At 60.4% G+C, this 22790-nt stretch carries 21 protein-coding genes; 10 read left to right on the top strand and 11 right to left on the bottom strand.

What is annotated here, in order from left to right:
• Positions 1 to 22 precede the first annotated feature (22 nt).
• The 4 genes from G8E03_RS07585 to doeA form a co-directional block, all read right to left on the bottom strand.
• Positions 23 to 1117, bottom strand: coding sequence for a carboxynorspermidine decarboxylase (locus tag G8E03_RS07585; protein WP_166190337.1), 1095 nt, complete (start codon positions 1115 to 1117; stop codon positions 23 to 25).
• Between the two features lie 95 nt (positions 1118 to 1212).
• A complete protein-coding gene (locus G8E03_RS07580; RefSeq protein ID WP_166190335.1) occupies positions 1213 to 2583 on the bottom strand; it encodes an aspartate aminotransferase family protein in 1371 nt (456 codons plus the stop codon).
• 26 nt (positions 2584 to 2609) lie between these two features.
• Positions 2610 to 3605 (bottom strand): N(2)-acetyl-L-2,4-diaminobutanoate deacetylase DoeB, encoded by a 996-nt coding sequence (gene doeB, locus G8E03_RS07575; protein ID WP_166190333.1) that lies wholly within the window; start codon positions 3603 to 3605, stop codon positions 2610 to 2612.
• Between the two features lie 2 nt (positions 3606 to 3607).
• On the bottom strand, positions 3608 to 4783 hold the full coding sequence (gene doeA, locus G8E03_RS07570) for an ectoine hydrolase DoeA (RefSeq protein ID WP_166190331.1): 1176 nt from the start codon (positions 4781 to 4783) through the stop codon (positions 3608 to 3610).
• 119 nt (positions 4784 to 4902) lie between these two features.
• On the opposite strand from doeA, the gene G8E03_RS07565 reads away from it, so the two are divergent.
• Positions 4903 to 5358, top strand: coding sequence for an Lrp/AsnC family transcriptional regulator (locus G8E03_RS07565; protein ID WP_166190329.1), 456 nt, complete (start codon positions 4903 to 4905; stop codon positions 5356 to 5358).
• Between the two features lie 209 nt (positions 5359 to 5567).
• On the opposite strand, the gene G8E03_RS07560 is transcribed toward G8E03_RS07565, so the two are convergent.
• From G8E03_RS07560 to G8E03_RS07540, 5 genes are read right to left on the bottom strand one after another with little or no spacing between them, the layout of a single operon-like run.
• Positions 5568 to 6635: a flagellar basal body P-ring protein FlgI gene (locus G8E03_RS07560; protein WP_166190327.1), complete on the bottom strand. Its 1068-nt coding sequence runs from the start codon at positions 6633 to 6635 to the stop codon at positions 5568 to 5570.
• Positions 6636 to 6670: 35 nt separating this feature from the next.
• Positions 6671 to 7606 carry a flagellin family protein gene (locus G8E03_RS07555; RefSeq protein ID WP_166190325.1) on the bottom strand — a complete coding sequence of 312 codons (936 nt, stop codon included), beginning with the start codon at positions 7604 to 7606 and terminating at the stop codon, positions 6671 to 6673.
• A 2-nt stretch (positions 7607 to 7608) separates the two neighbouring features.
• Positions 7609 to 9036: a flagellar hook-associated protein FlgK gene (gene flgK / locus G8E03_RS07550; protein WP_166190323.1), complete on the bottom strand. Its 1428-nt coding sequence runs from the start codon at positions 9034 to 9036 to the stop codon at positions 7609 to 7611.
• A gap of 9 nt (positions 9037 to 9045) precedes the next feature.
• Positions 9046 to 10359 (bottom strand): flagellar hook protein FlgE, encoded by a 1314-nt coding sequence (locus G8E03_RS07545; protein WP_240910303.1) that lies wholly within the window; start codon positions 10357 to 10359, stop codon positions 9046 to 9048.
• A gap of 57 nt (positions 10360 to 10416) precedes the next feature.
• Positions 10417 to 11244, bottom strand: coding sequence for a flagellar motor protein MotB (locus tag G8E03_RS07540; protein ID WP_205793024.1), 828 nt, complete (start codon positions 11242 to 11244; stop codon positions 10417 to 10419).
• Positions 11245 to 11403: 159 nt separating this feature from the next.
• Between G8E03_RS07540 and G8E03_RS07535 the strand changes: the two genes are divergently transcribed.
• Positions 11404 to 12363 (top strand): FliM/FliN family flagellar motor switch protein, encoded by a 960-nt coding sequence (locus G8E03_RS07535; protein WP_166190320.1) that lies wholly within the window; start codon positions 11404 to 11406, stop codon positions 12361 to 12363.
• A gap of 13 nt (positions 12364 to 12376) precedes the next feature.
• Here the strand turns inward: G8E03_RS07535 and glpD are convergent, their stop codons facing one another.
• On the bottom strand, positions 12377 to 13942 hold the full coding sequence (gene glpD / locus G8E03_RS07530) for a glycerol-3-phosphate dehydrogenase (protein ID WP_166190318.1): 1566 nt from the start codon (positions 13940 to 13942) through the stop codon (positions 12377 to 12379).
• A gap of 332 nt (positions 13943 to 14274) precedes the next feature.
• On the opposite strand from glpD, the gene G8E03_RS07525 reads away from it, so the two are divergent.
• From G8E03_RS07525 to G8E03_RS07490, 8 genes are all read left to right on the top strand, one after another.
• On the top strand, positions 14275 to 14880 hold the full coding sequence (locus tag G8E03_RS07525; protein WP_240910302.1) for a TRAP transporter small permease: 606 nt from the start codon (positions 14275 to 14277) through the stop codon (positions 14878 to 14880).
• 1 nt (position 14881) lies between these two features.
• A complete protein-coding gene (locus tag G8E03_RS07520) occupies positions 14882 to 16192 on the top strand; it encodes a TRAP transporter large permease (protein WP_166190316.1) in 1311 nt (436 codons plus the stop codon).
• A 39-nt stretch (positions 16193 to 16231) separates the two neighbouring features.
• Complete coding sequence (locus G8E03_RS07515; protein ID WP_166190314.1) at positions 16232 to 17296, top strand: TRAP transporter substrate-binding protein; 1065 nt, start codon at positions 16232 to 16234, stop codon at positions 17294 to 17296.
• A gap of 143 nt (positions 17297 to 17439) precedes the next feature.
• Positions 17440 to 18060: a transglycosylase SLT domain-containing protein gene (locus G8E03_RS07510; RefSeq protein WP_166190311.1), complete on the top strand. Its 621-nt coding sequence runs from the start codon at positions 17440 to 17442 to the stop codon at positions 18058 to 18060.
• Between the two features lies 1 nt (position 18061).
• Positions 18062 to 20155 (top strand): flagellar biosynthesis protein FlhA, encoded by a 2094-nt coding sequence (gene flhA, locus G8E03_RS07505; protein WP_166190309.1) that lies wholly within the window; start codon positions 18062 to 18064, stop codon positions 20153 to 20155.
• Positions 20156 to 20163: 8 nt separating this feature from the next.
• Positions 20164 to 20916: a flagellar biosynthetic protein FliR gene (locus G8E03_RS07500; RefSeq protein ID WP_240910301.1), complete on the top strand. Its 753-nt coding sequence runs from the start codon at positions 20164 to 20166 to the stop codon at positions 20914 to 20916.
• On the top strand, positions 20913 to 21983 hold the full coding sequence (locus tag G8E03_RS07495; protein WP_166190305.1) for an EscU/YscU/HrcU family type III secretion system export apparatus switch protein: 1071 nt from the start codon (positions 20913 to 20915) through the stop codon (positions 21981 to 21983). Before G8E03_RS07500 ends, G8E03_RS07495 begins: the two co-directional genes overlap by 4 nt.
• On the top strand, positions 21980 to 22333 hold the full coding sequence (locus G8E03_RS07490) for a hypothetical protein (protein ID WP_166190303.1): 354 nt from the start codon (positions 21980 to 21982) through the stop codon (positions 22331 to 22333). Before G8E03_RS07495 ends, G8E03_RS07490 begins: the two co-directional genes overlap by 4 nt.
• Here the strand turns inward: G8E03_RS07490 and G8E03_RS07485 are convergent, their stop codons facing one another.
• Positions 22334 to 22789, bottom strand: a complete 456-nt coding sequence (locus G8E03_RS07485) for a flagellar basal body-associated FliL family protein (RefSeq protein ID WP_166190300.1) — start codon at positions 22787 to 22789, stop codon at positions 22334 to 22336.
• Position 22790: the final 1 nt, after the last annotated feature.

The raw sequence follows: 22790 nt of genomic DNA, 5'->3' as shown, positions 1-22790 counted from the left end.
CATCTCCATTCTGCGTCGGCCTTTACGATAGGGCAGACGTGAAATCTTCAAACGTGAAGTCGCGGACCAACCGCTCGGACCCGTCCAGTTCGCGGATCGCGATGGACGGCATCTGCACCCCGTTGAACCAGTTTTTCTTGACCATCGTGTAACCGGCGGCGTCCTGAATGCTGAGCCTGTCGCCCGGCTTCAGCGGCGCGGGAAAGCGGAACTCACCGAAGATATCGCCGGCGAGACAGGATTTGCCGCAGACCATCCATTCCTCGGGGCCGGTGTTCGGCGCGACCTTCGCGCTTTCGCGGTAGATCAGCAGGTCGAGCATGTGCGCCTCGATCGAGCTGTCCACGATGGCCAGGTTCTTGCCGTTGTGCAGCGTGTCGAGCACGGTCAGTTCCAGCGTGGTCGAGTTGGTGATCGCCGCCTCGCCCGGTTCCAGATAGACCTGCACCTCGTTCTGCCCGGCGAAGCGTTTCAGACGCTCCGTCAGTCGGTCCAGCGGGTAATCCGCGCCGGTGAAATGGATACCACCGCCAAGACTGATCCAGTCCATGCGCCGGATCAGGTGGCCGAAGCGCGCCTCGATATCGTTCAACATGGCATCGAAGCGATCAAAATCCGCGTTCTCGCAATTGTTGTGGAACATGAAGCCGCTGATCTGATCCACGAACGGCTCGATCACGGCGGGGTCATGCTCCCCCAACCGGCTGAACGGCCGGGCCGGGTCGGCCAGATCGAAGCTGGAGGTCGAGACGCCGGGATTAACCCGCAGGCCGCGAACGTGGTCGCGTGACTGCTCCTCGAACCGGCTCAACTGCCCCGTGGTATTGAAAATCACCTTATCGGAGTTCGCCAGAACCTCCGCGATTTCATGCTCCGCCCAGGCGACGGAATAGGCGTGGGTTTCACCGGGAAACTTCTCACGCCCCAGCTTCACCTCGAACAGGGAGGAGGACGTGGTGCCGTCCATGTAGTCGGACATGAAGTCAAAGACGGACCATGTGGCGAAGCATTTCAGCGCCAGCAGCGCCTTCGCGCCCGAGGCTTCGCGCAGCCGTGCGATCAGCTCCATGTTGTGTGCAAGCCGCGATTTGTCGATCAGGTAGTAGGGCGTTTGCATCGTGCACTCCGTTCCTGCGAGAGGAACGGGCGGTATAGAACCCGGCGCGCTGCGAAACAAGGGCGGGGGCGCGATGCTGCGCCCCCCCTTCCCTCTCAGCCCAAAGTGGCCTTGATTGCCTGCGTGGTCGCATCGACGATTTTGTCCGCCTCGCCCTGCGACAGGCAGAAGGGCGGCGCGAAGCCGATGATCTCCCCCTGCGGCATGACGCGGGCAATCACGCCCTGCTCCACCATCGCGCTGACGATGGAGGCCGTGACCTTGCGCGTGGGGTCAAGCGCCTTGCGCGTCGCCTTCTCCTCGACCAGTTCGACCGCGCAAAGCAGCCCCTCCCCCCGCACGTCACCGACATTGGGATGATCGCCAAGCGCGTCCTTCATCGCCGCGTTGAGATAGCCCCCGACCGAGCCGGCATTCGCGACCAGCCCCAGATCGTCGATCAGCTTGAGGTTGGCAACACCCGCCGCCGCGCAGATCGGATGGGCGGAATAGGTCCAGCCGTGCCCGATGGGGCCATTCTCATCCGTGCCCTGCTCCAAAACCTTCCAGACTTTATCCGACACGATGGAGCCGGACAGCGGCGCGTAGGCGGAGGTCAGCCCCTTGGCGATTGTGATGAAATCGGGCTTCAATCCGTAATGTTCCGACCCGAACATCGTGCCCAGACGGCCGAATCCGGTGATGACCTCATCCGCGACCAGCAGGATGTCGTGCTTCTCCAGAACCGCCTGGATCGCCTGCCAGTAACCGGCGGGCGGTGGGACGATGCCGCCGGTGCCCAGCACAGGCTCACCGATGAAGGCTGCGATCGTGTCGGCCCCCTCACGTTCGATCAGCGCCTCCAACTCCGCCGCGCAATGGGCCGAGAATTGCTCCTCGCTCATGCTGTCGTCCTGACGGCGGTAATAATACGGTGCCTCGGTATGGATCACCTGGCTCAGCGGCAGATCGAATTTCTTGTGAAACAGTTCCAGCCCGGTCAGCGATCCCGTCATCAGGCCGGAGCCATGATAGCCCCGCCAGCGTGAGATGATCTTCTTTTTCTCAGGCCGTCCCAGGATGTTGTTGTAATACCAGATCAACTTGATGTTGGTCTCGTTCGCGTCCGAGCCGGACAGCCCGAAATAGACCTTGGACATATGCGCAGGCGCGCGGTCCATGATCATCTTGGCTAGGGTGATCGACGCCTCCGTCCCGTGGCCGACATAGGAATGGTAGTAGGCCAGTTCACGGGCCTGATCCGCGATGGCATCCGCCACCTCCGTCCGGCCATAACCCGCATTTACGCAGTACAGTCCCGCAAAGGCGTCGAGCAGGCGCGTGCCGTCACGGTCCTCAATATACACGCCCGAGGCCTTGCTGATGATCCGCGTCGCACTTTCACCGCGAGCGTGTTGGCCGAGATGTGTGGAAGGGTGAAGAAAATTCTCACGGTCCCATTGGTCGAGCTGATCGTTGCGAAGCATGATACGTCCTTTGATACGTTTGAAAGTCAGGTGAGGGTTTCAACGGCCAGCACGGCGATGCAATCGCCTGCCTGAACCAGTCCGGGGTGGTGGCGGGCGGTCAGCAGACCGTCCCTTTGTGCCGCGATCGCCAGCGGCGCGCGGCCCGTATGACCTGTCGGCCAGATCTGGGCCAGCGTGTCCCCCTGCCGCACGACATCGCCGAGCGTCCGGGTAAATTCGATCAGGCCGGATTCGGGCGAGAAGTGAAAGCAGGCATCATCCGGCTGGGTCAGGGTACGGCTGGGGGCCATGTCCATTTGTCCATCCATGATGCCGGAATGGATCAGCAGGTTGCGCGCGCCCTTTCGTGCGATGGCAACGGTGCCGGGCGTAGCCGACCCCTGCCCGCCCAGTTCCGTCGTGACGAAAGTCTTGCCCAGCGCCTCCGCCGCCTCATCATACATGCCCAGCGCGTCGATCTCTCGCATTTCCATGCTGAACGGCGCGTTGAACGCATCGCGGGCCGCGCGGCACCGGGCCTGATGCTCGGCCGTATCCAGCACATGCGAGGCGGCGAAAGGCAGGAAATCCAGCGTCTTGCCGCCGGAATGGAAATCCAGCACCAGATCGGCCATGGGCAGCAGGCTGCGCTGGACGTAATCCGCGATCTTTTGCGTGGGTGAGCCGTCGGGCGCGCCGGGAAAGGCACGGTTCATGTTCACCTGGTCCAAGGGCGACACGCGCGTGCCCGCCAGAAAGGCCGGATAGTTGAGAAACGGAATGATGATGACCGTTCCGGCGATCTGTTCCGGGCGCAGGCTCTGCGCCAGATGGGTCAGGGCGAGCGGCCCCTCGTATTCGTCACCGTGGATCGCACCCGTGAACAAGGCCACCGGCCCGTTGCCATTGCGGATGACGCTGAGCGGAATCGGGATCGAGCCCCACGCGCTGTCATTCCGGCTATACGGCAGACGCAGATGACCGTGCTGCGCGCCATCCTTGGTGAAATCCACCGTGGGGGATATGGGATTGTCGCGCATTCTCACTCCTTCACGAACAGTTCACGCGGCGTCTGGCAGAAGCACTCCACCCCGGTTTCGGTGATCAGAATCGGTTCTGTGATTTCCAGACCGCCCTCGTCCAGCCAGAGGGCGGGCATGAAATGGAAGGTCATGCCCGGCTCCAGCACGGTCTTGTCCCCACGCCGGAAGGAGATCGTCCGCTCGCCCCAATCCGGGGGATAGGACATGCCGATCGCATAGCCGCAGCGGCTGTCCTTGACGAAGCCCAACTGGTTCAAACGTGTGTTGAACGCAATTGCGATATCCTCGGCGTGATTGCCGGGGCGGGCCTGCTCCAACCCGGCCTCGATCGCCTCCACCACGGCCTTTTCCGCGTCATAGAATTTCTGCGGTGGCTTGCCCAGATACACCGTGCGCGATTGCGGGCAGTGATAGCGGCGATAGGCGCCCGCGATCTCGAAGAAGGTATTCTCATCCACGCGCATCGGACGGTCGTCCCAAGTCAGATGCGGCGCAGTCGCATCCACACCCGACGGGGCCATCGGAACCATCGCGGGGTAGTCCCCCCAGTGCCCGTCGGCCCCGCAGATCGAGGCATGATAGATGTCCGCGATCAGGTCATGCTTGCAAATGCCGGGTGCCGCCCGCTCACGTATGATCCCGTGCATCCGCTCCACGATACGGGCGGCGCGGCGGATATAGTCGATTTCCGTCGGGGATTTCACCGCCCGCTGCCAGTTGACCAGCCCCGTCGCATCGTCAAATCGAACGTTCGGCAACTCCCTTTGCAGGGTGACGAAGGCCGAAGCGGTAAAATAGTAATTGTCCATCTCCAGCCCGATTGTCGCACACTCCAGCCCGCGCGCACGGATCAGGGCCGACAGGTCCTCCATCGGATGTTTGACCGGGTTCTGAACATAGGAATCCTCGTAGCCGACGATATTGTCGCTGTTCAGATATGTCGTGCGGATCGCCCCGTTCACATCCATGTCCCTGCCCCACCACACGGGTTCCCCCTCATGTGTCAGCAATACGCCCTGATGGACGTAGAAGGACCATCCGTCATAGCCGGTCAACCAACCCATATTCGACGGATCCGTGATGAAAACGGCATCCAGACCCCGTATCGCCATCGCGGCACGCGTCTTGGCCAGTCGGGTCGTGTATTCCGCATGGGTAAAGGGCAGATTGGCCATTCGGTAAGCTCCATCAGAGAACGCCCTAGGCTAGCCATTTTCGGCGTTTTTTTCCTGCAAATTTTTTCGTTGCGTGCTTATTATCTGCGTTATTGAGATCAACACCGCAGGAAATATACATGCTTGACGCGATAGACCGAAAAATCCTGCATCATGTGCAGCGCAACGCCCTGCTTACCAGCGCGGAGTTGTCCGATCTCGTGCGTCTGTCACCGACTTCGGTACAGCGCAGATTGCACCGCATGCGGCGGGACAAGGTGATCGAGGCTGATGTTTCTGTCGTTTCCCCCACCGCCGTGGAGCGACCTCTGACAATGCTGGTGGAGGTGACCCTGTCGCGCGATCGAGCCGATATCATTGACCGGTTCAAGCGCGATGTTCGCGATTGCCCCGAAATCATGAGCGCATATTACGTCACCGGCGACACTGATTTCGTGCTGATCGTCAGTGCCAGAGACATCCCGGATTACGAGTCTTTCACCCGTGCGTTTTTTTACAACAGCCCGGATATACAGAGCTTCAAGACAACCGTCGTAATGGACAGGATCAAGGCGTCGCAAGTCCTGCCCGTCTGAGCTATCACCTCGATCAACACGCGATCTATTAGTGATGAGTTGCAGAGTGTAGATGGGCCTATTTGCAAACGTGAACACTAGGATAACAGTCCCGAAACCCTTGCCCTAGGACTTTCCTCTGGGTATCCATCGCCTGCTACACATAGCCCGTAAATCCTTAGCGTTAGATGCTTATTGGTCCAACGACCACAGCCCCTTCGGTATCGCATTTACTGTACGATAAATTCCGCGTGCAACGCACCCGCAGCCTTTATAGCCTTGAGTATGTCAATCATATCACGTGGTGACACGCCCAGCGCGTTAAGCCCGGCGATGACTTCCGGCAAGGTCGTGGCCTCGTTCACGAGGGCGAGTTGAGTTCCCGGCTCCTCCTGCAAATCGACGGAGGTGCGGGGAACAACTACTGTATCGCCTTGCGAGCTGAATGGGTTGGGCTGCACGACCAGCGGCGCTTCCTCGACACGCAATGTCAGATTTCCCTGACTGACCGCCACCGCCGAGATGCGAACATCCGCACCCAGAACAATCGTCCCTGAGCGCTGATCCACCACGACACGCGCCCTCTGATCCGGCGTAACCTCTATATTCTCCAAACTGCTGACGATTTGCGATGGCGAAAGATCCGGTGCGGCCAGCAGGTCGAGGCGCACTGTACCCGAGTCGATCATTCTGGCGATCGCCCCACCATATCGGGCGTTAACAGTCGTCGCAATCCGCGCCGCCGTGGTAAAATCTGGTGTTCGAAGCGCAAGGTTGAGACTGGTCAGATCATTGAACACAAAGGGAACTTCGCGCTCGACGCGGGCCCCCGCGGGGATAACACCCGATGTCGGAACGCCGAACGTCACCGACCCGGCGTCACCTTCCGCCGTGGCACCACCCGATATTACGGGTCCTTGGGCCACGGCATAGATCTCACCATCCGCAGCGTTCAAAGGTGTCATGATCAATGTTCCACCCAGCAAACTGCGCGCATCGCCGATCGTGGAAACAGTCACGTCCATCTGCCCCCCCGCCCGTGCGAATGGCGGCAAGGCGCCAGTCACGAGGACTGCTGCCACGTTGCGCGGGCGAAATTGCTCCCCACTGACATTGATGCCCAATCGTTCGAGCAGGTTCGCCATGGCTTCTTCTGTAAACGGCGAATTGCGAAGCGTGTCTCCAGATCCGTCCAGCCCGACGACAAGCCCATAGCCGACCAAGTCATTCCCACGAACGCCCTCGAATTCGACGAGATCCTTTATGCGCACAGTCTCAGCCGCAGCCGCACAGAACATAAGCAGGAATAGTGGAAGGAGCCGGAATACGCGCACTACAGATACCTCGCCAGAGAAAGATCAGACATGCGTTTCGTCAGCACCAGCGTCATATCCAGAGTGTCCTGATATGCCTGCAACCGACTGGCGGCTTCGTATGGATCCACTCCGTCCAGGGCCTTGCGTTCTAAACTGAGAGCCGTGGCCCGACTGGCCATGTCGGTTTCTCGATTCTCGACTTGCGATATCTTGCTGCCCGTCACAGTTCTGATCGATATCAATCCGTCTTGCCCTTCGAGCATTCTTTCCAGGGCGTAGGTTTCGAATTGCTCGGTCTGAACCGCATCGCCGACCACAACAGAAACCAACCCCTCGATAGCAGCACGAATTCCGTCGGTGTCGAAGTCGGTAGGCGATACGGAGACGCTGCCGTCTGAAAGCCTTGGCCGCTCCGGCATTGGATTGGCAGGAAACTGGGTATCGAAGGCACCACCGCGCTCAAAATAAACCTGCATCGCCGCGACGGGATCGGCGGAGGTGCTGATCGCGGATTGAACACCAGCGAGCAGAGCGTCCGTATCGACATGCCGCGTCCCCGAAATACCCTCCTGCTTTCCCATTTGGCCAAGCAAATCATCCAGAGCATTCCGTGCCTTCGCTATCTGAACGGGGGATGTACCGAAATCCGTGGCATCGCCCAGCATCTCATCGGTCAGGGCAGAGGTCTGCGATTCCAGGTTCTTGAACGCAACTTCGGTCGTTTGCAGCTTGGACCGAAGAATCGTCAATGATTGCTGGTCAGATTGCAGCCGCGTCAGATCAAGATTTATCCTTTGGACTCTTTGAGTTGTGGCAAACCCTGATACCGCGACATTTTCACGCCTGCCTGACAGCAGTTCGCTTTCCGCAATACTCGCATCCGCTTTCGCCTGATTGAGTTGAGCGCCACGCGTGAGCAGTGCCGCGATATCGGAGGTATACGATGAAATCATGTTCAAAGCTCCAGCAAGCGTTGCATCATGGCGTCGGCGGTCGCGATAACGCGGGCGTTCGCGGCATAGGCATTCTCGATCTGCAAGAGTTTCTGTAGCTGCAAATCACTGTCCACACCCACGCTCTGTGCGTGGTTGGTCTCGGCGGACAAGGATTTTGCCGCTGCCTGTGTGCTGGATTCCTCTGCCCTATACGCTGCGACGTGCAAACCACTGGATATAGCGCTCGCATGGCCTGCGATATCACGCCTCGAAAGATCTCCGGATGCGCTGAGATCGGGATCCTGGCGCGTGAGTGCCGCGGTAAGTGCGCCCAACACTCCGGTATCAGGCCCCGGTAGAGAGCCGAGACCGGAATTCAGTTTTTCCCGTAACCCCGATGGGTCCTCGAAACCGGGATTGACCCTGACACGTGACGCAAGACCGGTGGTTCGGGAGGGATCGTACGCGGAGATTCCGTCGGTCAGTATGCCCCCCTCTCCGGGGCCAAGCGATGTATCTGCGGCATCCAATCTGGCGAGTAGAGCGCCCGCGATGTCGTCCAGCGACGTTTGCGCCTCCGGTACGATCACATCTCGCATATCGAAATCGGCGCTGAGACCACCGCCCGAAAGCAGCCCGGCCGAACCGCCATCCATCGGCAATCCGTTCATGGTTATCCCGCCAACAGTCCCATCCACTATCGTCGCGTCATCGCCGACGACACCTGATGCCTCAAATGCAAAGGTTGCCGGAGCGCCGTCCAGCAGTGTCGCGCCGCGCTCGGAGAAGAGGGCGACCCGACCATCCTGGCGGTTAACCACCGAAACGGGGATATGTTGCGACAACTCGAGGATATGTCCCTCACGCTGCTGCTGCAGTGCAGCCGTGTCCTGTCGTCTGGACATTGCGGTCACAATCTGCGCGTTCAGATCGTCGATGGACAGCAGACCTTCGTTGATTTGACTGGTGCGCTGTGCAATCGACGCATCGGCATCATTGCGCAAATCCCTCAACCCGGTCGCGGCCACATTTAAATCCTCAGTGACATCGTGTGCTGCGGACAGCACAGCCTCCAGCCCCGCGTGGTTCTCGGGCGAGACAGAAGCCTGCGACAGGGCAACCCCGAACGCGTTCAGTGACGGTGCAAGTCCGGAAGAGCCGTCGGCGCTGCCGAGCAGGTTCGCGATCTGCACCCTGCCCTGCGATGTCGTACGCGCCGCCGCTGCTTGCGCGGATGTAGACAGCTTCGCAGCCATCGCCACCGCATCGCTTGCCCGGACGACCTGTCCGGAATCGACGCCCCCGGTGCGCATCGTCTTGGCGACGATTTCCTGACGCGCGTGATTTGGCGTCAGGGCATTCGCGATATTCGAGCTGACCAGCTCCGCCGCTCGTGCGTTCAGGGTCAGACCGCTTCGTGCGTTCGCAAAGGCACCGGAGATACTCATAGTGCGCTCCTATCGTTTGATATTGGTGGTTTCCTGAAGCATTTCGTCCACGGTCTGGATGATTTTTGCGTTCGAGGAATAGGCACGTTGAGTTTCGATCAAGGCGGTCAACTCCCCCGCGATATCGGTTGTCGAGCTTTCACGGGCAAAGCCGATTGTGGAGCCGGTCGGACCGGACCCCGCGTCCCAAAGGTACATCGATCCGCTCTTATCCGTCAGCGCAAAGGCCTGATTGTCGAGCGCGCGCAAACCGTTCAGGTTGGGCACATCCGCAAGCGGCACCTGGTAGAGGCTGCGTGAAAAACCTGTGTCATAGACAGCGCGCAGGATACCACCCTCGTCAATCTCGATTGTGGACAGATTCCCCACCGGGGCACCATCCTTCGTAATCGCGTGGGGCGCGAATTCCGATGACAGCTGCGACAGTTGCCCGTCATGACCGGGTCTGCCGATCAGGATCGACATCGGGCCGCCGTCGAGATTTATCGTCAGCTCACCGGTATCGGCATCATAACTCTCACCATTAACGGCACCGGTCGAGGCAAGGGAAACGCTGCTGATCGCGCCACCGCCAGTGCGCGAGGCATCGAAGGCGATTTCGAATGTGGCGACGGGATTCGCGGCGCTCGCGGAATCCGTAAGTTGCAATTGCCACGAATTTGATTGACCCGATTCCGGTATTTGCGGTGTGAAGGTCGCGGTCAGGGTTTCCGACGTTCCCAGATTGCCGAAATATTCGATGCTGATGGGTAGCGGCGACGCAGGCTCACCCGCAGCCGTGGCCGAGGCAGGCAGGTTGGCGCCGAAGCTGATGTTCTCCGTCGCCTCAGCCGCGAGTTGGTTGGAGGTGACACGCACGGGTTCCAGTCCGCTCGCACTGTCACGTGCACGCGGAGAGACGGTCCCATCGACATTGGCGGGCCATCCGAGCAGGGCGAGCCCGCTCTGGGTACGTAGGATACCATTCTTGTCAGGCTCGAACGATCCTGTGCTGACCAGCATCAGCGGTTGATCGTCGCCCGAGCCCACATCGACGACCGATGTCACGGGCAGCATTCCACGCCCCGCGATCGATATGTCCGTCGCATTTCCCGTCGTGACCAGCGTTCCCTGCCCCTCGACGTTGCGGAATGTGGAGACTGTCACACCCCCGGCTGTGTAGGTTCCGCCGCCGGAATCCAGAGCGATGGAAGAGAAGTCGCTTTCCGCCGTCTTGTACCCGAAGGTAGACGAGTTCGCGATATTGTCCGAAATCGTTGCCAGCCTGCTGGCATTCACATTCAAACCGGTAACGCCTGCATTCATGGAGGAGGAGATGCTCACGATGTGTCCTTTCGACCTGTCTGAATGGACTATTCACGCAACTCCTTTAAGAATCTCCTAATTCCGCAGGATCGTCAGTTTTACACGATCATCGGGCCGTGTTCCGGTTACGAGGTTTCCGGTTTCGCGTGTCGCATGACCGGTAACGCGCTCGATTCGCTCAGGCGACAGACCGTGCCGTGTCAATAGCCCTGCCACCGCCTCGGCCCTGTCCGAGCCTGAGACCGGCGTGATTCCGTCCTGCCGATATGCGATGACCGCGATGTCATTCTGCACCAGCGGCAGCACCGATCCGATCATGTCGAGCAGGATTGCCAGCCGGTCCGTGGGTTGATCGCCTCCACGCTCGAACAGGGCAGCATCCGGCAGACCGGAAATTTCGATGAGAACCCCCTCGTCGCTGACCTCGGTACGGATGTGCTGTAGCAACTCGTTCGCCAGATTGGTTTCGCCGCCGCTCGCCAATAGAGCCGATTCTATCGCGGCGGCGATGTCCACATCCTGCCGCGCGGCGGCGTCGTTGACCTCCGGAGCGGAGCCTGTGTCACCGCGCGCGGCCTGAGCTTCGGCCGGGCGAACCTCGGTCGCGCCGGTGCCCATCTGCGTGAGCGTATCCTCGGCAAAGATCGTGTCCCCGCCCAGGGAGCCGTCCCCGCCCCCCGAATTGTTGGAAATCGAGATTGTCGGCGTGAAATAGGTGGCGAGAGCGATCCGCTGATCCTCCGTTGTCGCGTTCAGCAGCCACATGAGCAGGAAGAAGGCCATCATCGCGGTTACGAAGTCGGCATACGCAACCTTCCATGCGCCGCCGTGATGCCCGCCGCCGGCAACGATTTTCTTTCGTTTGATGATGATGGGTCTGTCGGTTCCGCTCTGGCTGGTCATTGGTTCGCTCCTCACGCCCTGCATGGAGGAGAAACGCCGCACAGGCCTTAACGGCTCCGCCCGATATAGCGTCCATTTTAGCTTAATGCGGGTCGTAACCTGTCGTTAATACAGAACCCGGTATTGAGATCGCACGACGTTGGAATCGGAGTTGAGCGATTGGGCGAGAATGCGGGCACCATAATTGCGCGAAAGGTCGCGCAAAGACCGGAGGGCCGCGTGCCGATGCCGGAATTCTCCGCCATCGCCGCGCGATTTGCCGCCGCGATTGAGCGGACGGCCCGTGATTTGTTCAAGACCACGACCGGGGCCATCATCACCGTAACGGATGTTTCCAAGTTGACCGACACGGTGGAACGCATTCCCATTCCGTCCATGCTTGGCGTGGCGAGGATCGCGGGGCTGGACACAGCCGCGATGATCAACATGAGTTCGGAACTGGTGTTTCACCTCGTCGATCTTCGCATGGGAGGGGACCCGGCAGTATCGCCGGTGCCAACCACACGAACCCTGACGGCCATAGACATGGAGTTGTGTGAGGATTTTCTGGCGGGCGCCATCACCTGCTTCACACGCGCGATGGAGGAAACCATGGGCACGCCCGTCGCGCGCACATTCTCCCTCGCGTTTCTGGAGCAGAACGTCACTCAGGTCAGTATCGCGCCGCCCGGAGCGGATGTGATGACGATCGGCATAAACCTGGATATCGGAGAGGCCGCCAGGAACGCGGATTTCGAGCTTATCATACCGCTCTCCGTTCTCGACAGCCTGCAATCGATCCCGAAAAAGACCGAAGCACAGGTCCCGGAGAGCGCTGGCGGCATCTGGCAACACCACATGCATCAGGCCGCGCTGAACTGCCCTGTGGTCATGACAGCAGTGATGCACAGGGCCCGCATGACGATGGGTGAGATCGAACGCTGGAAGGTAGGGGACATGATCCCCGTTCCCCGAACGGCCGTGGACCAGATGGAGCTGGTGATAGGATCAGCCGATCACAACGTCAGCTTCGCCCCGGCCAAGCTGGGTGCGCGGGATGATGTGAAGGGTGTCAGATTGACGGACGACCCCTATGCCGAAGTCACCGAACATCTGAATCAGATCATCGCGGCGGTTTGAAATACACCCGCGCTCAAACGCGCGCAGACTGCATCCATGTGTCGAGAGCCAAAATCTGATCCGGCGTCATGCGCAGTCCGAGCTTGGAGCGACGCCAGACGACATCCTCCGCCGTCTGCGCCCATTCCTTGTCCATCAGCCAACGCACTTCGCGCTCCGTCAGACCCGCGCCGAAATCGCGGCCCAATGCCTCGACATTGTCTGCCCCGCCCAGCATCACGAGCGCATCAGTACCGTAGGCCCTGATGAGCCGGCGTATCGTCTTTTGGTCCAGGAACGGTGCCGCGGCGGTCAGGGTGGCGATCTGTTCTGGAACACCGTTCACGGGAAAATCCCCTCCGGGCAAGGGCACACCTGCGGTCCAGTCCGGCTTCACCAGCCTGAGATGCGGAGCCAGTTTCGTCAGCGCCGTTTCAGCCAGCTTCCGATATGTTGTGATCTTGCCGCCGAACACGCTGAGAAGCGGTGCCTTGTCGTCTGCCGTATCTACGGACAGGACGTAATCGCGCGTGGCGGCCGTCGCTGATTTTGCCCCGTCATCGTAGAGCGGACGCACCCCGGAGTAGGTCCAGACGATATCCTCCGCCTGAATGTCGGCTTCGAAATATTTGTTGACGAAATCGCGCATGTAATCCGCTTCGGCAGGGGTGCATTCGGCCGTTCCGGGGCCGCCCTGATGATCCTCATCCGTCGTGCCTATCAGGGTGAAATCCTCCTGATAGGGGATCGCGAACATGATCCGGCCATCCTCACCCTGAAGGAAGTAAGCGCGGTCGTGATCGAACAGTTTCCTGACGACGATATGGCTGCCGCGCACCAGTCGGACACCCTCGTCCGTGTGGACCCGCACGGTGTTGCGCACGATATCCTCAACCCACGGTCCGCCTGCGTTCACGAGAATGCGCGCGTGGCGTTGGAACAGTTCCCCCGTGTTCACGTCCTCCAGATCGATCACCCAATGATCGTCATGCCGTCTTGCACCGACACATTTGGTTCTGACGAGGATCTGCGCCCCGCGCTCGGCGGCGTCCCGCGCGTTCAGGGCGACCAGTCGGCTGTCCTCGACCCAGCAATCGGAATATTCATAGCCGCGCTCAAACCTGTTTTCGAGCGGTATACCCGCCGGATCGGTTCGCAGATCGAGCGTTCGGGTCGGTGGCAAGATCTTGCGACCGCCCAGATGATCGTAGAAAAACAGACCCAGCCGCACCAGCCAGGCGGGTCTGCTCCCCTTCGTCCATGGCATCAGTCGACCGACGATGCGACTGACCGGTGTTTCCCCCTCGAACCGCATATCTGGATGAAATGGCAGGACGAATCGCATCGGCCAGGAGATATGGGGCATGGCGCGCAACAGCGTTTCACGCTCGATCAGCGCCTTGCGAACCAGATTGACCTCCAGATATTCGAGATAACGCAAACCGCCATGGAACAGCTTGGTCGATGCGGACGAGGTGGCCCCGGCCAGATCGCCCTGCTCGCACAGCCCCACCTTCAAATCACGCCCCACCGCATCGCGCGCGATACCCACGCCGTTGATACCGCCCCCGATCACCCAAAGGTCGAAGATATCGTCCATGCTCCGCTCCAATCCGCGTTGCGTCCTCGCTTCGTTCGTACGGTCACGCACGGCAAGGGGACAAGCGTGAAAGCCCGACCCTGTCGTACACGCACTAATCAGGTATGTAGCGCCCTGCGCCGAACGTCACGGGGAAATGGTCAACTTGACACAATTCTGTGCTTCGTTTTGACTCTATAGTGAAACCATCGAGCGCCAAGGCGCATTATGACATTGTAACAATGCCATCGCGAGATCCTAGCGCAGGTGGGCGGCACGTATCGATGCTGTTGACTCGGCAACGCGCCACCGATCCCATCGAAGATGATCCGCACAGACAGGGAGGGTCCAGGTTGAGCGTTCTCAAGATGCTGTTCGGTGTCCTGGTCTCCGTGAATTCCATCCTGCTCGCATTGGGCCGGTCCATCGCCTGGGTATTGATAGGCCTCATGACAGTCACGATCCTGTATCAGGTCGTCATGCGATACGCCTTTAACGCTGCCCCGAACTGGACCGAGGAGTTCGCACGCTTCATGATGCTGTGGATGACGGGCCTGATTGCGGCGTCGGGCTATCGCTGGGGCGGCTTCGTCTCGATCGAGACGGCGGTGCGCTCACTGCCCCGGTTGCCGGCGCTGGTGCTGTCGCTGTTCCTGTTGATGCTGGCACAGACCGTCCTGGTCGTGGGGGCGCATATCGGCTGGAACGAGGTGACGGGGTTCGCCGGCACGTTCAGGACCGCCACGCTCAAAACATTCTTTTTTCCCAGCATCGAGGATGGCTGGCAGTTCGGGTGGGACAAGATGCCCCGCTCGCACATGATGGCATCGCTTCTGGTGGGGTTGTGGCTTCTGATCCTTGTGAACGTGGAACTTACGCTCAAGACCCTCATCCAGCTGTTCGAACCTCATGCGACCTTCCCTCGTGATCCCGCGATGATCTCCGCCGGGGCCGAATGACATGCTGATCTGGTTCCTGCCGGTGTTTCTGACGCTGCTGCTGATCGGGCTGCCGGTTTTCTTCGGCCTTCTGGCGGCTCCGGGTTTGTTGATCTGGTGGGATGCGCTGATACGGGGCGATACCACCTATATGCGCGATATCGCGCTGCTGTATCGCAATGTCTACAATGGGATGGATTCGACGCCACTTATGGCCATTCCCTTCTTCATGCTGGCGGGGGAGATGATGAACCGGGGGGGAATTACCCTGCGGCTCGTTGAATTCGCGCAAGCCTTGATGGGTCACTTTCGGGGCGGTCTGGCGCATGTGAATGTCTTCAGTTCGATGCTGTTCGCGGGGATGTCCGGCTCCGCTGTGGCGGATACGTCGGCATTGGGTTCGATGCTGATCCCCGCGATGGAAAAGCAAGGTTATCCCCGGCGTTTTGCGGCAGCGATCACTGCGGCGTCCTCCGTCATCGGGCCGATCATTCCGCCCTCCGGCATCATGATCATTTACGCCTATGTGATGGAGGTCAGCGTCAAGGATCTGTTCGCGGCGGGCCTGATACCCGGCATCATGGTCGGGGTGGGCCTGATGGTCATCACGAAGGTCATGGCCGACAGATACGACTTTCCGGTCGCGTCAGAACGCGCAAGCTGGACCGACCGGGGCCAGGCCAGCCTGAAGGCGTTTTTCCCACTGCTCACCCCGGTCATCATCCTCGGTTGCATTCTGTGGGGTATCACCACGCCGACGGAGGCCTCGGCCCTCGCGGCGGCCTATGCGCTGTTCATCAGCCTGTTCGTCCTGCGCACGATGACCTTGCGCGATGTGCCCGAGGTGCTGAAGCGCGCGGCGCTCGCCTCCGCTGTGGTCTTGCTGCTGGTCGGGGCCGCCATGGCGTTCAAGACGGTGGTCAGCCTGAGCCGGGTGCCGGAAAACATGGCAGATTTCGTCCTGACGCTCAGCTCGAACCCGCTGATGCTGCTGTTTCTGATCAACCTGCTGCTGTTTGTGGTGGGCATGTTTCTGGATGCTGGACCGGCGATCATCATCCTGGGGCCGATACTCGGCCCTATCTTCGTGAACATGGGGATCGACCCCGTTCATTTCGCCATGATCATGAGCGTCAACCTGACCGTAGGTCTCGCGACCCCGCCGATGGGTCTGGTATTGTTCGTGGCATCATCCGTATCGGGAGAGCGGGTGGAGACGATCTCGAAAGCCATACTTCCGTTTCTCGCGGTGGAAATCGTCGTGATTTTTCTGATTACCTACGTCCCCGCCCTATCTCTTACCGTGCCCCGGCTGCTCGGGTATGCGGGCTGAACCCTGACGAACGAAGATCACTCAACAGGAGGACCAAGCATGAACCAGAACCAAGGCTTCAAATCGCTGCTGCTGGCCGCCGCGATCGGCGTCAGCGCCGCGACGGGCGCGCACGCACAGGACTACACCATCCGCGCGACTGCAAATTCCAACGAAAACGACGAGGATTACGACGGACTGGTCGTGTTTGAAAACTACGTCGAGTCCGCTTCGAACGGTGCGATCGAAGTGGAGATATTCATGGGGACTCAGCTGTGTTCCAACGGCGCGGAATGCCTGCAAGGCGTGGCCGAGGGTGCCATCGACATCTACATGTCCACCTCGGGCGGTGCGGCGGGAATCTTTCCCTACGTTCAGGTTCTGGACCTGCCCTACCTGATGCGCGACGACCGCGTTGCGGAAACGGTGATGCAAGGGGACTTCGTGCGAACGATGCGCCAGATGGCGTTGGAGGACAGCGGCGACACAATCCGGCTGATGACAATCGGAAACACGGGCGGTTGGCGCAACTTCGCAAACACCCAGCACCGTATCGAAACGCCCGAAGACATCGAGGGGCTGAAGATTCGCACCGTCGTGGCCGATCTGCCGCAGGAACTGGTGCGTGCGCTGGGCGCGTCCCCCACCCCGATCCCGTGGGCGGAATTGTTCACCTCGTTCCAGACAGGCGTGGTCGAGGGGTCAAAGAACGGCATTACCGATATCATGGGGATGAAGTTTCCGGATGCCGGGCTGCAATACATGACATTGGACGGTCACGCCTATATGGGCGCGTTGTGGTGGATGTCGAACGAGACGTTCATGTCGATGCCCGAGGATCTGCGCCGCGTCGTCGTGGACGGATTCTATGCCCTGCAGCAAGCGACGTTCGCCTCTCCGAAACGCAAATCCATCGAAGCCTACGAGGCCTTCGTCGAGGGGGGCGGCGACCTCTATGTTCCCACGCCTGAGCAAAAGGCCGCATTCGCGCAAGCGGCGGAGCCTGTCTATGTCTGGTTCGAGGAGAATGTAGAGCGTGGTCCGTCAATCCTGGGCGCATTGCGTGAAGCGGTCTCCGAGGCGGAAACCAGCATCGACGAGGATCTTTCCGCTGATCTGAACTGATGCCGTGTCACGTGGCGGCCGGGATCGCCGCCACGTGGCCTATTGAATGCGTGGCGCTGCGCCATTCACAAATCGAAACCTTCCGGTAACCATCTGTCGCTAATCCTGTCTTCGCGAATATGCAGAAGCAGGAGAATCCGCTGATGAAGTTCCGACATCTGATGATGTTGATTTTCCTGTCGGGACCGGCACAGGCCAGTCCGGCAATTTGTGAGCAGGCCGCCGCCCGCGCGGCGCGGGACCATCAGATCCCGGTCGAGGTCATGCGCGCCATAACCTTGACCGAAACCGGCAGACGCCGCGACGGTGCCCTACAACCCTGGCCATGGACCATCAATCTGGAGGGGGCAGGCCACTGGTTCGACAACCGGGCGGAGGCGGAGGCCTTTGCGCAGCAGGCTCTTGCGCAAGACAGACCCAGTTTCGATGTCGGCTGCTTTCAACTGAACTGGCGCTGGCACGGTCAGGCCTTCGACAGCGTGACGGCCATGTTCGACCCCGCCGCCAATGCCGACTATGCCGCGACATATCTTAAGGGGCATTTTGAGGCGCTCGGCACGTGGAGCCTCGCCGCTGGCCGCTACCATTCGGGCACGCCCGAATTCGCCACCCGCTATGCTGCGCGGTTCGATGCCATTCTGGCGGATCTGCCCACGGTTCTGGCCGAGGTTGAGCCCTCCCGAAATGCCGGATCGGTGTTCTTTCTGACCCGCGCGACGGGCCCCCTGCTGACACGGGCCGCCGGCCCGCTGCACGGCTATTAGGATGGGCAGCACATTCGACCTGCGGGTTCTTTACCAACCGACAGTGCTGATGACACTGGCCCTGATGGCGGTCATCATCATGATGATCCTGCCGGTACCGGCAATCGTGCTCGACCTGGGGCTGGCCGCATCGTTCGGGCTGGCAATCCTGATCTTTGCGAACACGTTGTTCATCCAGCGCCCGCTGGATTTCTCCGCCTTTCCGACGATCCTGCTGGCCAGCCTGATGCTGCGTCTGTCGCTGAACATCTCATCGACCAAGCTGATCATCGGTCAGGGTCATAGCGGAACCCACGCCGCGGGGGGCGTGATCGAGGGCTTCGCGATGTTCGTGATGGGCGGCAGCGTCTATCTCGGCCTCGTCGTCTTCTGCGTATTGCTGATCGTCAACTTCATGGTGATCACCAAGGGCGCCGGGCGCATGGCGGAGGTCGGAGCCCGTTTCGCATTGGACGCGATGCCTGGGAAACAACTCGCGATCGACAGCGACATGGCCGCAGGCGCAATGACGCATGAGGAGGCAAGCACCCGCCGCAAGGTTGAGCAGGAGGAGACAACATTTTTCGGATCACTGGACGGCGCGTCGAAATTCGTCAAGGGCGACGCAATCGCGGGTTTGCTGATTACACTGCTGAACCTCGTCGTAGGCCTCGCCATCGGGATCTTTGCGCATTCGATGCCCGCCAGTCAGGCGTTCGAGACCTACGCGATACTGACGGTCGGTGACGGACTGGTCAGTCAGATCCCCGCCGTGATCATTTCCATCGCAACCGCGCTGCTGCTGGCAAAGGGCGGCGCCAGTGACAGCGCGGATCAGGCGATCCTGTCGCAATTGGGCGGGTATCCGGCGGCTCTGGGCACCGTGGCAGGTTTGATGGCGGTCTTCGCCGTCATCCCGGGTCTACCTTTCATTCCCTTCATGATCGGGGCGATCGGTCTGGCAGCCGCCGCCTATCTGGGGGTCGCCAAACAGCGCAAAATGGCACTGGAGGCCACGAAACAGGCCGCCGTACCCGTCCCGGTCGCAAAGGAGCGCCCGCTGGGCGACGTGCTTGATCTGGACGAAATCCATGTGACCGTCGCCCCCGACCTGATTCCGGTTGCGATGAATGCAGCAAGCGGTCTGGACGCGCGGATCGTCAACATGCGCAACCACATTGCCGAACTTTACGGTTTGATCCTGCCGGAAATTCGCCTGACGGACGACCCCGGCAGCCCTCTGGGCAGTTATTCCATTCGCATCCAGGGGGTCAGCGTCGCCGACAGCAGACTTCAGGCGCATAGCCTGCTCATGCTCTTGCCGGATGAGCGCACGGGCCTTCCCGCGGGTCAGGATGTGTCGGAGCCCGTATATGGCGCCCCTGCCCGCTGGATCGACCCGGACCAGCGCGATGCCGCGGATCTGGCCGGGCACACTGTCATTACTCCGGCAGAAGTGATCGCAACGCATCTTCTGGAGGTTATAAAAAGTCATTTTGGACGGCTGTTCACCCGTCGCGCATTGCGCAAGATTCTCGATGCTTTCGTCAGCCCCAGCGATCCGGCCCGCGCGGCGGCAAACCGCAAGATGCTGGATGAATACGTTCCCGACCGCATCAGTCTGGACACTCTTCAAACCGTCCTCAGGCTGCTGCTCGATGAACAGATGTCCATCCGCAATCTTCCCCTGATCCTCGAAGCGTTGAGCGAGGCCGGCCCGCAAACCACCGCTCCGGATATTCTGGCCGAGCATGTGCGACAGCGCCTCTCGTTCCAGATCACCGCCGAATTGAAGGAGCAGGATGGAGCCTTGCCGCTGATCCAGCTCGACCCGGCGTGGGAAACGCTTTTCGCGCAGAATGAAATCGGCACGACCGGTGGGGCGCACGATATCGCGCTGCCAGCGACGGACATCAACCGGCTGACAGAACGGATCGCCGCCGAAATCGCCCGCTTGGCCGAGGCAGGACGCACGCCCGCCATCATCACGGCTGCTCGCAGACGCCGGTTCGTCCGGGCCATTCTCGCGGCGCGTGGAATTCGCAGCACCGTTCTGTCTTACGACGAAATCGGGCCGGGCGACAAACCGGCTTTGCTAGGGACCGTAGCGGCCTGATGGATCCGATGGGCGATATCGCTATGTTGTCCGAAGAGGTGCTCACGGCCTTGATCCTCGTCTTCGCGCGGATAGCGGCGGCAGTGGGGCTGATGCCCGGGTTCGGTTCATCACTTCTGCCGATGCGTGTTCGACTGGCGGGGGCCGTGGCATTCACCATGATCGTCTGGCCGATGGTGCCCGATACGCAGGGCGTGCCGCTGCTTCCCGGTTTGCTCATCGAGATTGCTGTGGGGGTTGCGCTCGGCCTGTCCGTTCGGTTCCTCGTCATGGCCTTGCAGTTCGCCGGATCGATCGCCGCGCAGAGCACTTCCCTCGCGCAACTTCTTGGCCCCGGTGCGATGCCCGATCCAATGCCGGCGATCGGGGCATTGCTTTCCCTTGCCGGCGTAACTCTGGCGCTCGTTCTCGGCCTGCACATTCGGACCGCGGAGGCGTTGGTGCTCAGCTATGACCTCATCCCGCTGGGTAGATTGCCGGTTGCGGGTGAGCTTGCAGAGTGGAGCATCGCGCGAACCGGGCACGCCATAGCACTGGGCTTCACTCTCGCGGCACCCTTCGTCGTGGTTGCGCTTGCGTATAACGTGGCGCTGGGTGCGATAAATCGTGCGATGCCGCAGCTCATGGTTGCATTTATCGGCGCGCCCGCAATCACGGGCGCATCCATTCTGATGATGCTGATGGCTGCTCCAATGCTCCTGTATCACTGGAACGACCTGCTCGCGCGCGTGTTGTCCGCCCCATTTTCGGTTCTGCCATGAGCGGTGAGGCGAACGACAGCGGTGAGAAAATCCACGACCCGACACCCAAGAAACTGGAGGATGCGAGGCGCAAGGGCAACATCGCGCGAAGTCCCGACCTGCTCTCGGCCACATCATATCTGGGTCTGTGGATCGGCCTGCTCATTATCGGCGCCGCGCAAATCGACAGCCTGGGCGGCAGCTTATCCCAGATCTTTGCCCAAGCGGCTGGCCCTCAGGGGATCGCCGTTGCCAAGGGCGCGGTCATGACCGCTTTCGTGTCAGCGAGTACGCTGATCGTCCTGCCGATTACGATGATCCTCGCGGTTCTGATCGCGCAACGCGGTGTTCTTTTCACCGGCTCGAACCTGATGCCTAAACTTGAGCGGATCAGCGTTCTGAAAGGCTTTGGTCGTAAGTTCGGCGCAAAGGGCTTGTTCGAGTTCGGCAAAAGCTTCTCCAAACTGATCATCCTGTCGCTCGCCCTGGCGATCTGGTTCCGCCTCGAAAAGGATCGCTTCATCGGCCTCTCCGGGTCGAGCGGCGGGGCGCTGGCGATTTATATGGGGCGTACGGTCCTGTCCCTGTTGGGCGTGGCGACCGTTGTGGCGGGTGCAATTTCGGTTGTCGACATGCTCTGGCAGCGTTTCGAGCATCTTCGCAAACTGCGGATGAGCCATCAGGACCTCCGCGACGAATCCAAGGATGCCGAGGGCGACCCGCATCAGAAAGCGCAACGCAGGCGCCGCGCGCAAGAGCTTGCCAGCAACCGCATGCTGGCTGACGTGCCCGAAGCCGACGTGATTCTGGTCAATCCAACGGAAATAGCTGTGGCCTTGAAATGGGCGCGGGACCAAGGCTGCGCGCCCGTTTGCGTCGCGAAGGGTCAGGGCGAAATCGCAGCGCGGATACGGGAACTGGCCGCGGAAAACGGCATTCCGGTCTTCAGGGATGTACCCACCGCGCGAACCCTTTTCGCGGACCTGCCAGTGGGATCCGAGATACCTCAACAAACATATGTTGCCGTCGCAGCGGCAATCCGGTTTGCAGATCGGATGCGGGCCCGTGCGCGAGGCCAGGCCAGATGAAGCCGATTGACGCCGCCCGGGTACGCGCCTGTTTGGCGGCAATCATATCCAGCCGTGAGATCGGGGCGGCGCGTCTGGGTCAGAAAATAAGCGGCCTGCAACGGGACATCGACGATCTGGAGCGAGAAGCCCCCCCGTCAGACGTGATGATGAGAGCGGAAGCGGACCGGTCCCGCGCAGCACGTCTGAGGCACATGAAGACCACCCTACGGGCGCTTGAGGAAGAACGTCACCACCTCAGCCTTGAATTGGTGGGTTTGAGGCGGAAGGACCAGCTGATAGCAGATGCCGATAGAAAAACCCGCAAGCGTATGGATCAGCAGCGGGCACGCAAGCTCATTGATGAGTGATCAAAAGTCCTGGCGCGTAACGCTGGTAATCAGGACACCACTGACGATCTGTCCCAGATTGTCGAGAGCAGCGGCCGATAGCCGTGATCGAAGCTCCGCCATGCTCGTATCGTTGGTGAAATCGCCCTGAAATCCATCTGCCCGTGCATGCTCGAACAGGACACGCAGGAACGCATCCCTCAAACGGGGTTCAGCATGCAGGATCGTCTGCTCCTCACCCTTCTTGCCCTCGATCGCGAGTGATACGGCGACAAGACCGGTGACAGTGTCCCCTTCGGTCAGCGGAACCACGAACTGGTTCTGAAGCTCGACGTAGCTGTAATGCTCCAGATCCTGTGGATCCTCTGCGGCATTTCCAACCTCCATCACCTCGGAACCGGGTCTGAGAAACCAGGCACTGCCTGCTCCACCGCCGGCGGAGGCAAGGACGAGAAGCAATATAAAAAGCAAGCGCATA

It is taken from the genome of Pontivivens nitratireducens, from assembly GCF_011290545.1.
GTDB lineage: Bacteria > Pseudomonadota > Alphaproteobacteria > Rhodobacterales > Rhodobacteraceae > Pontivivens > Pontivivens nitratireducens.
The sequence above is the reverse complement of the archived record's forward strand: the minus strand, read 5'-3'. Positions and strand labels throughout refer to the sequence as shown.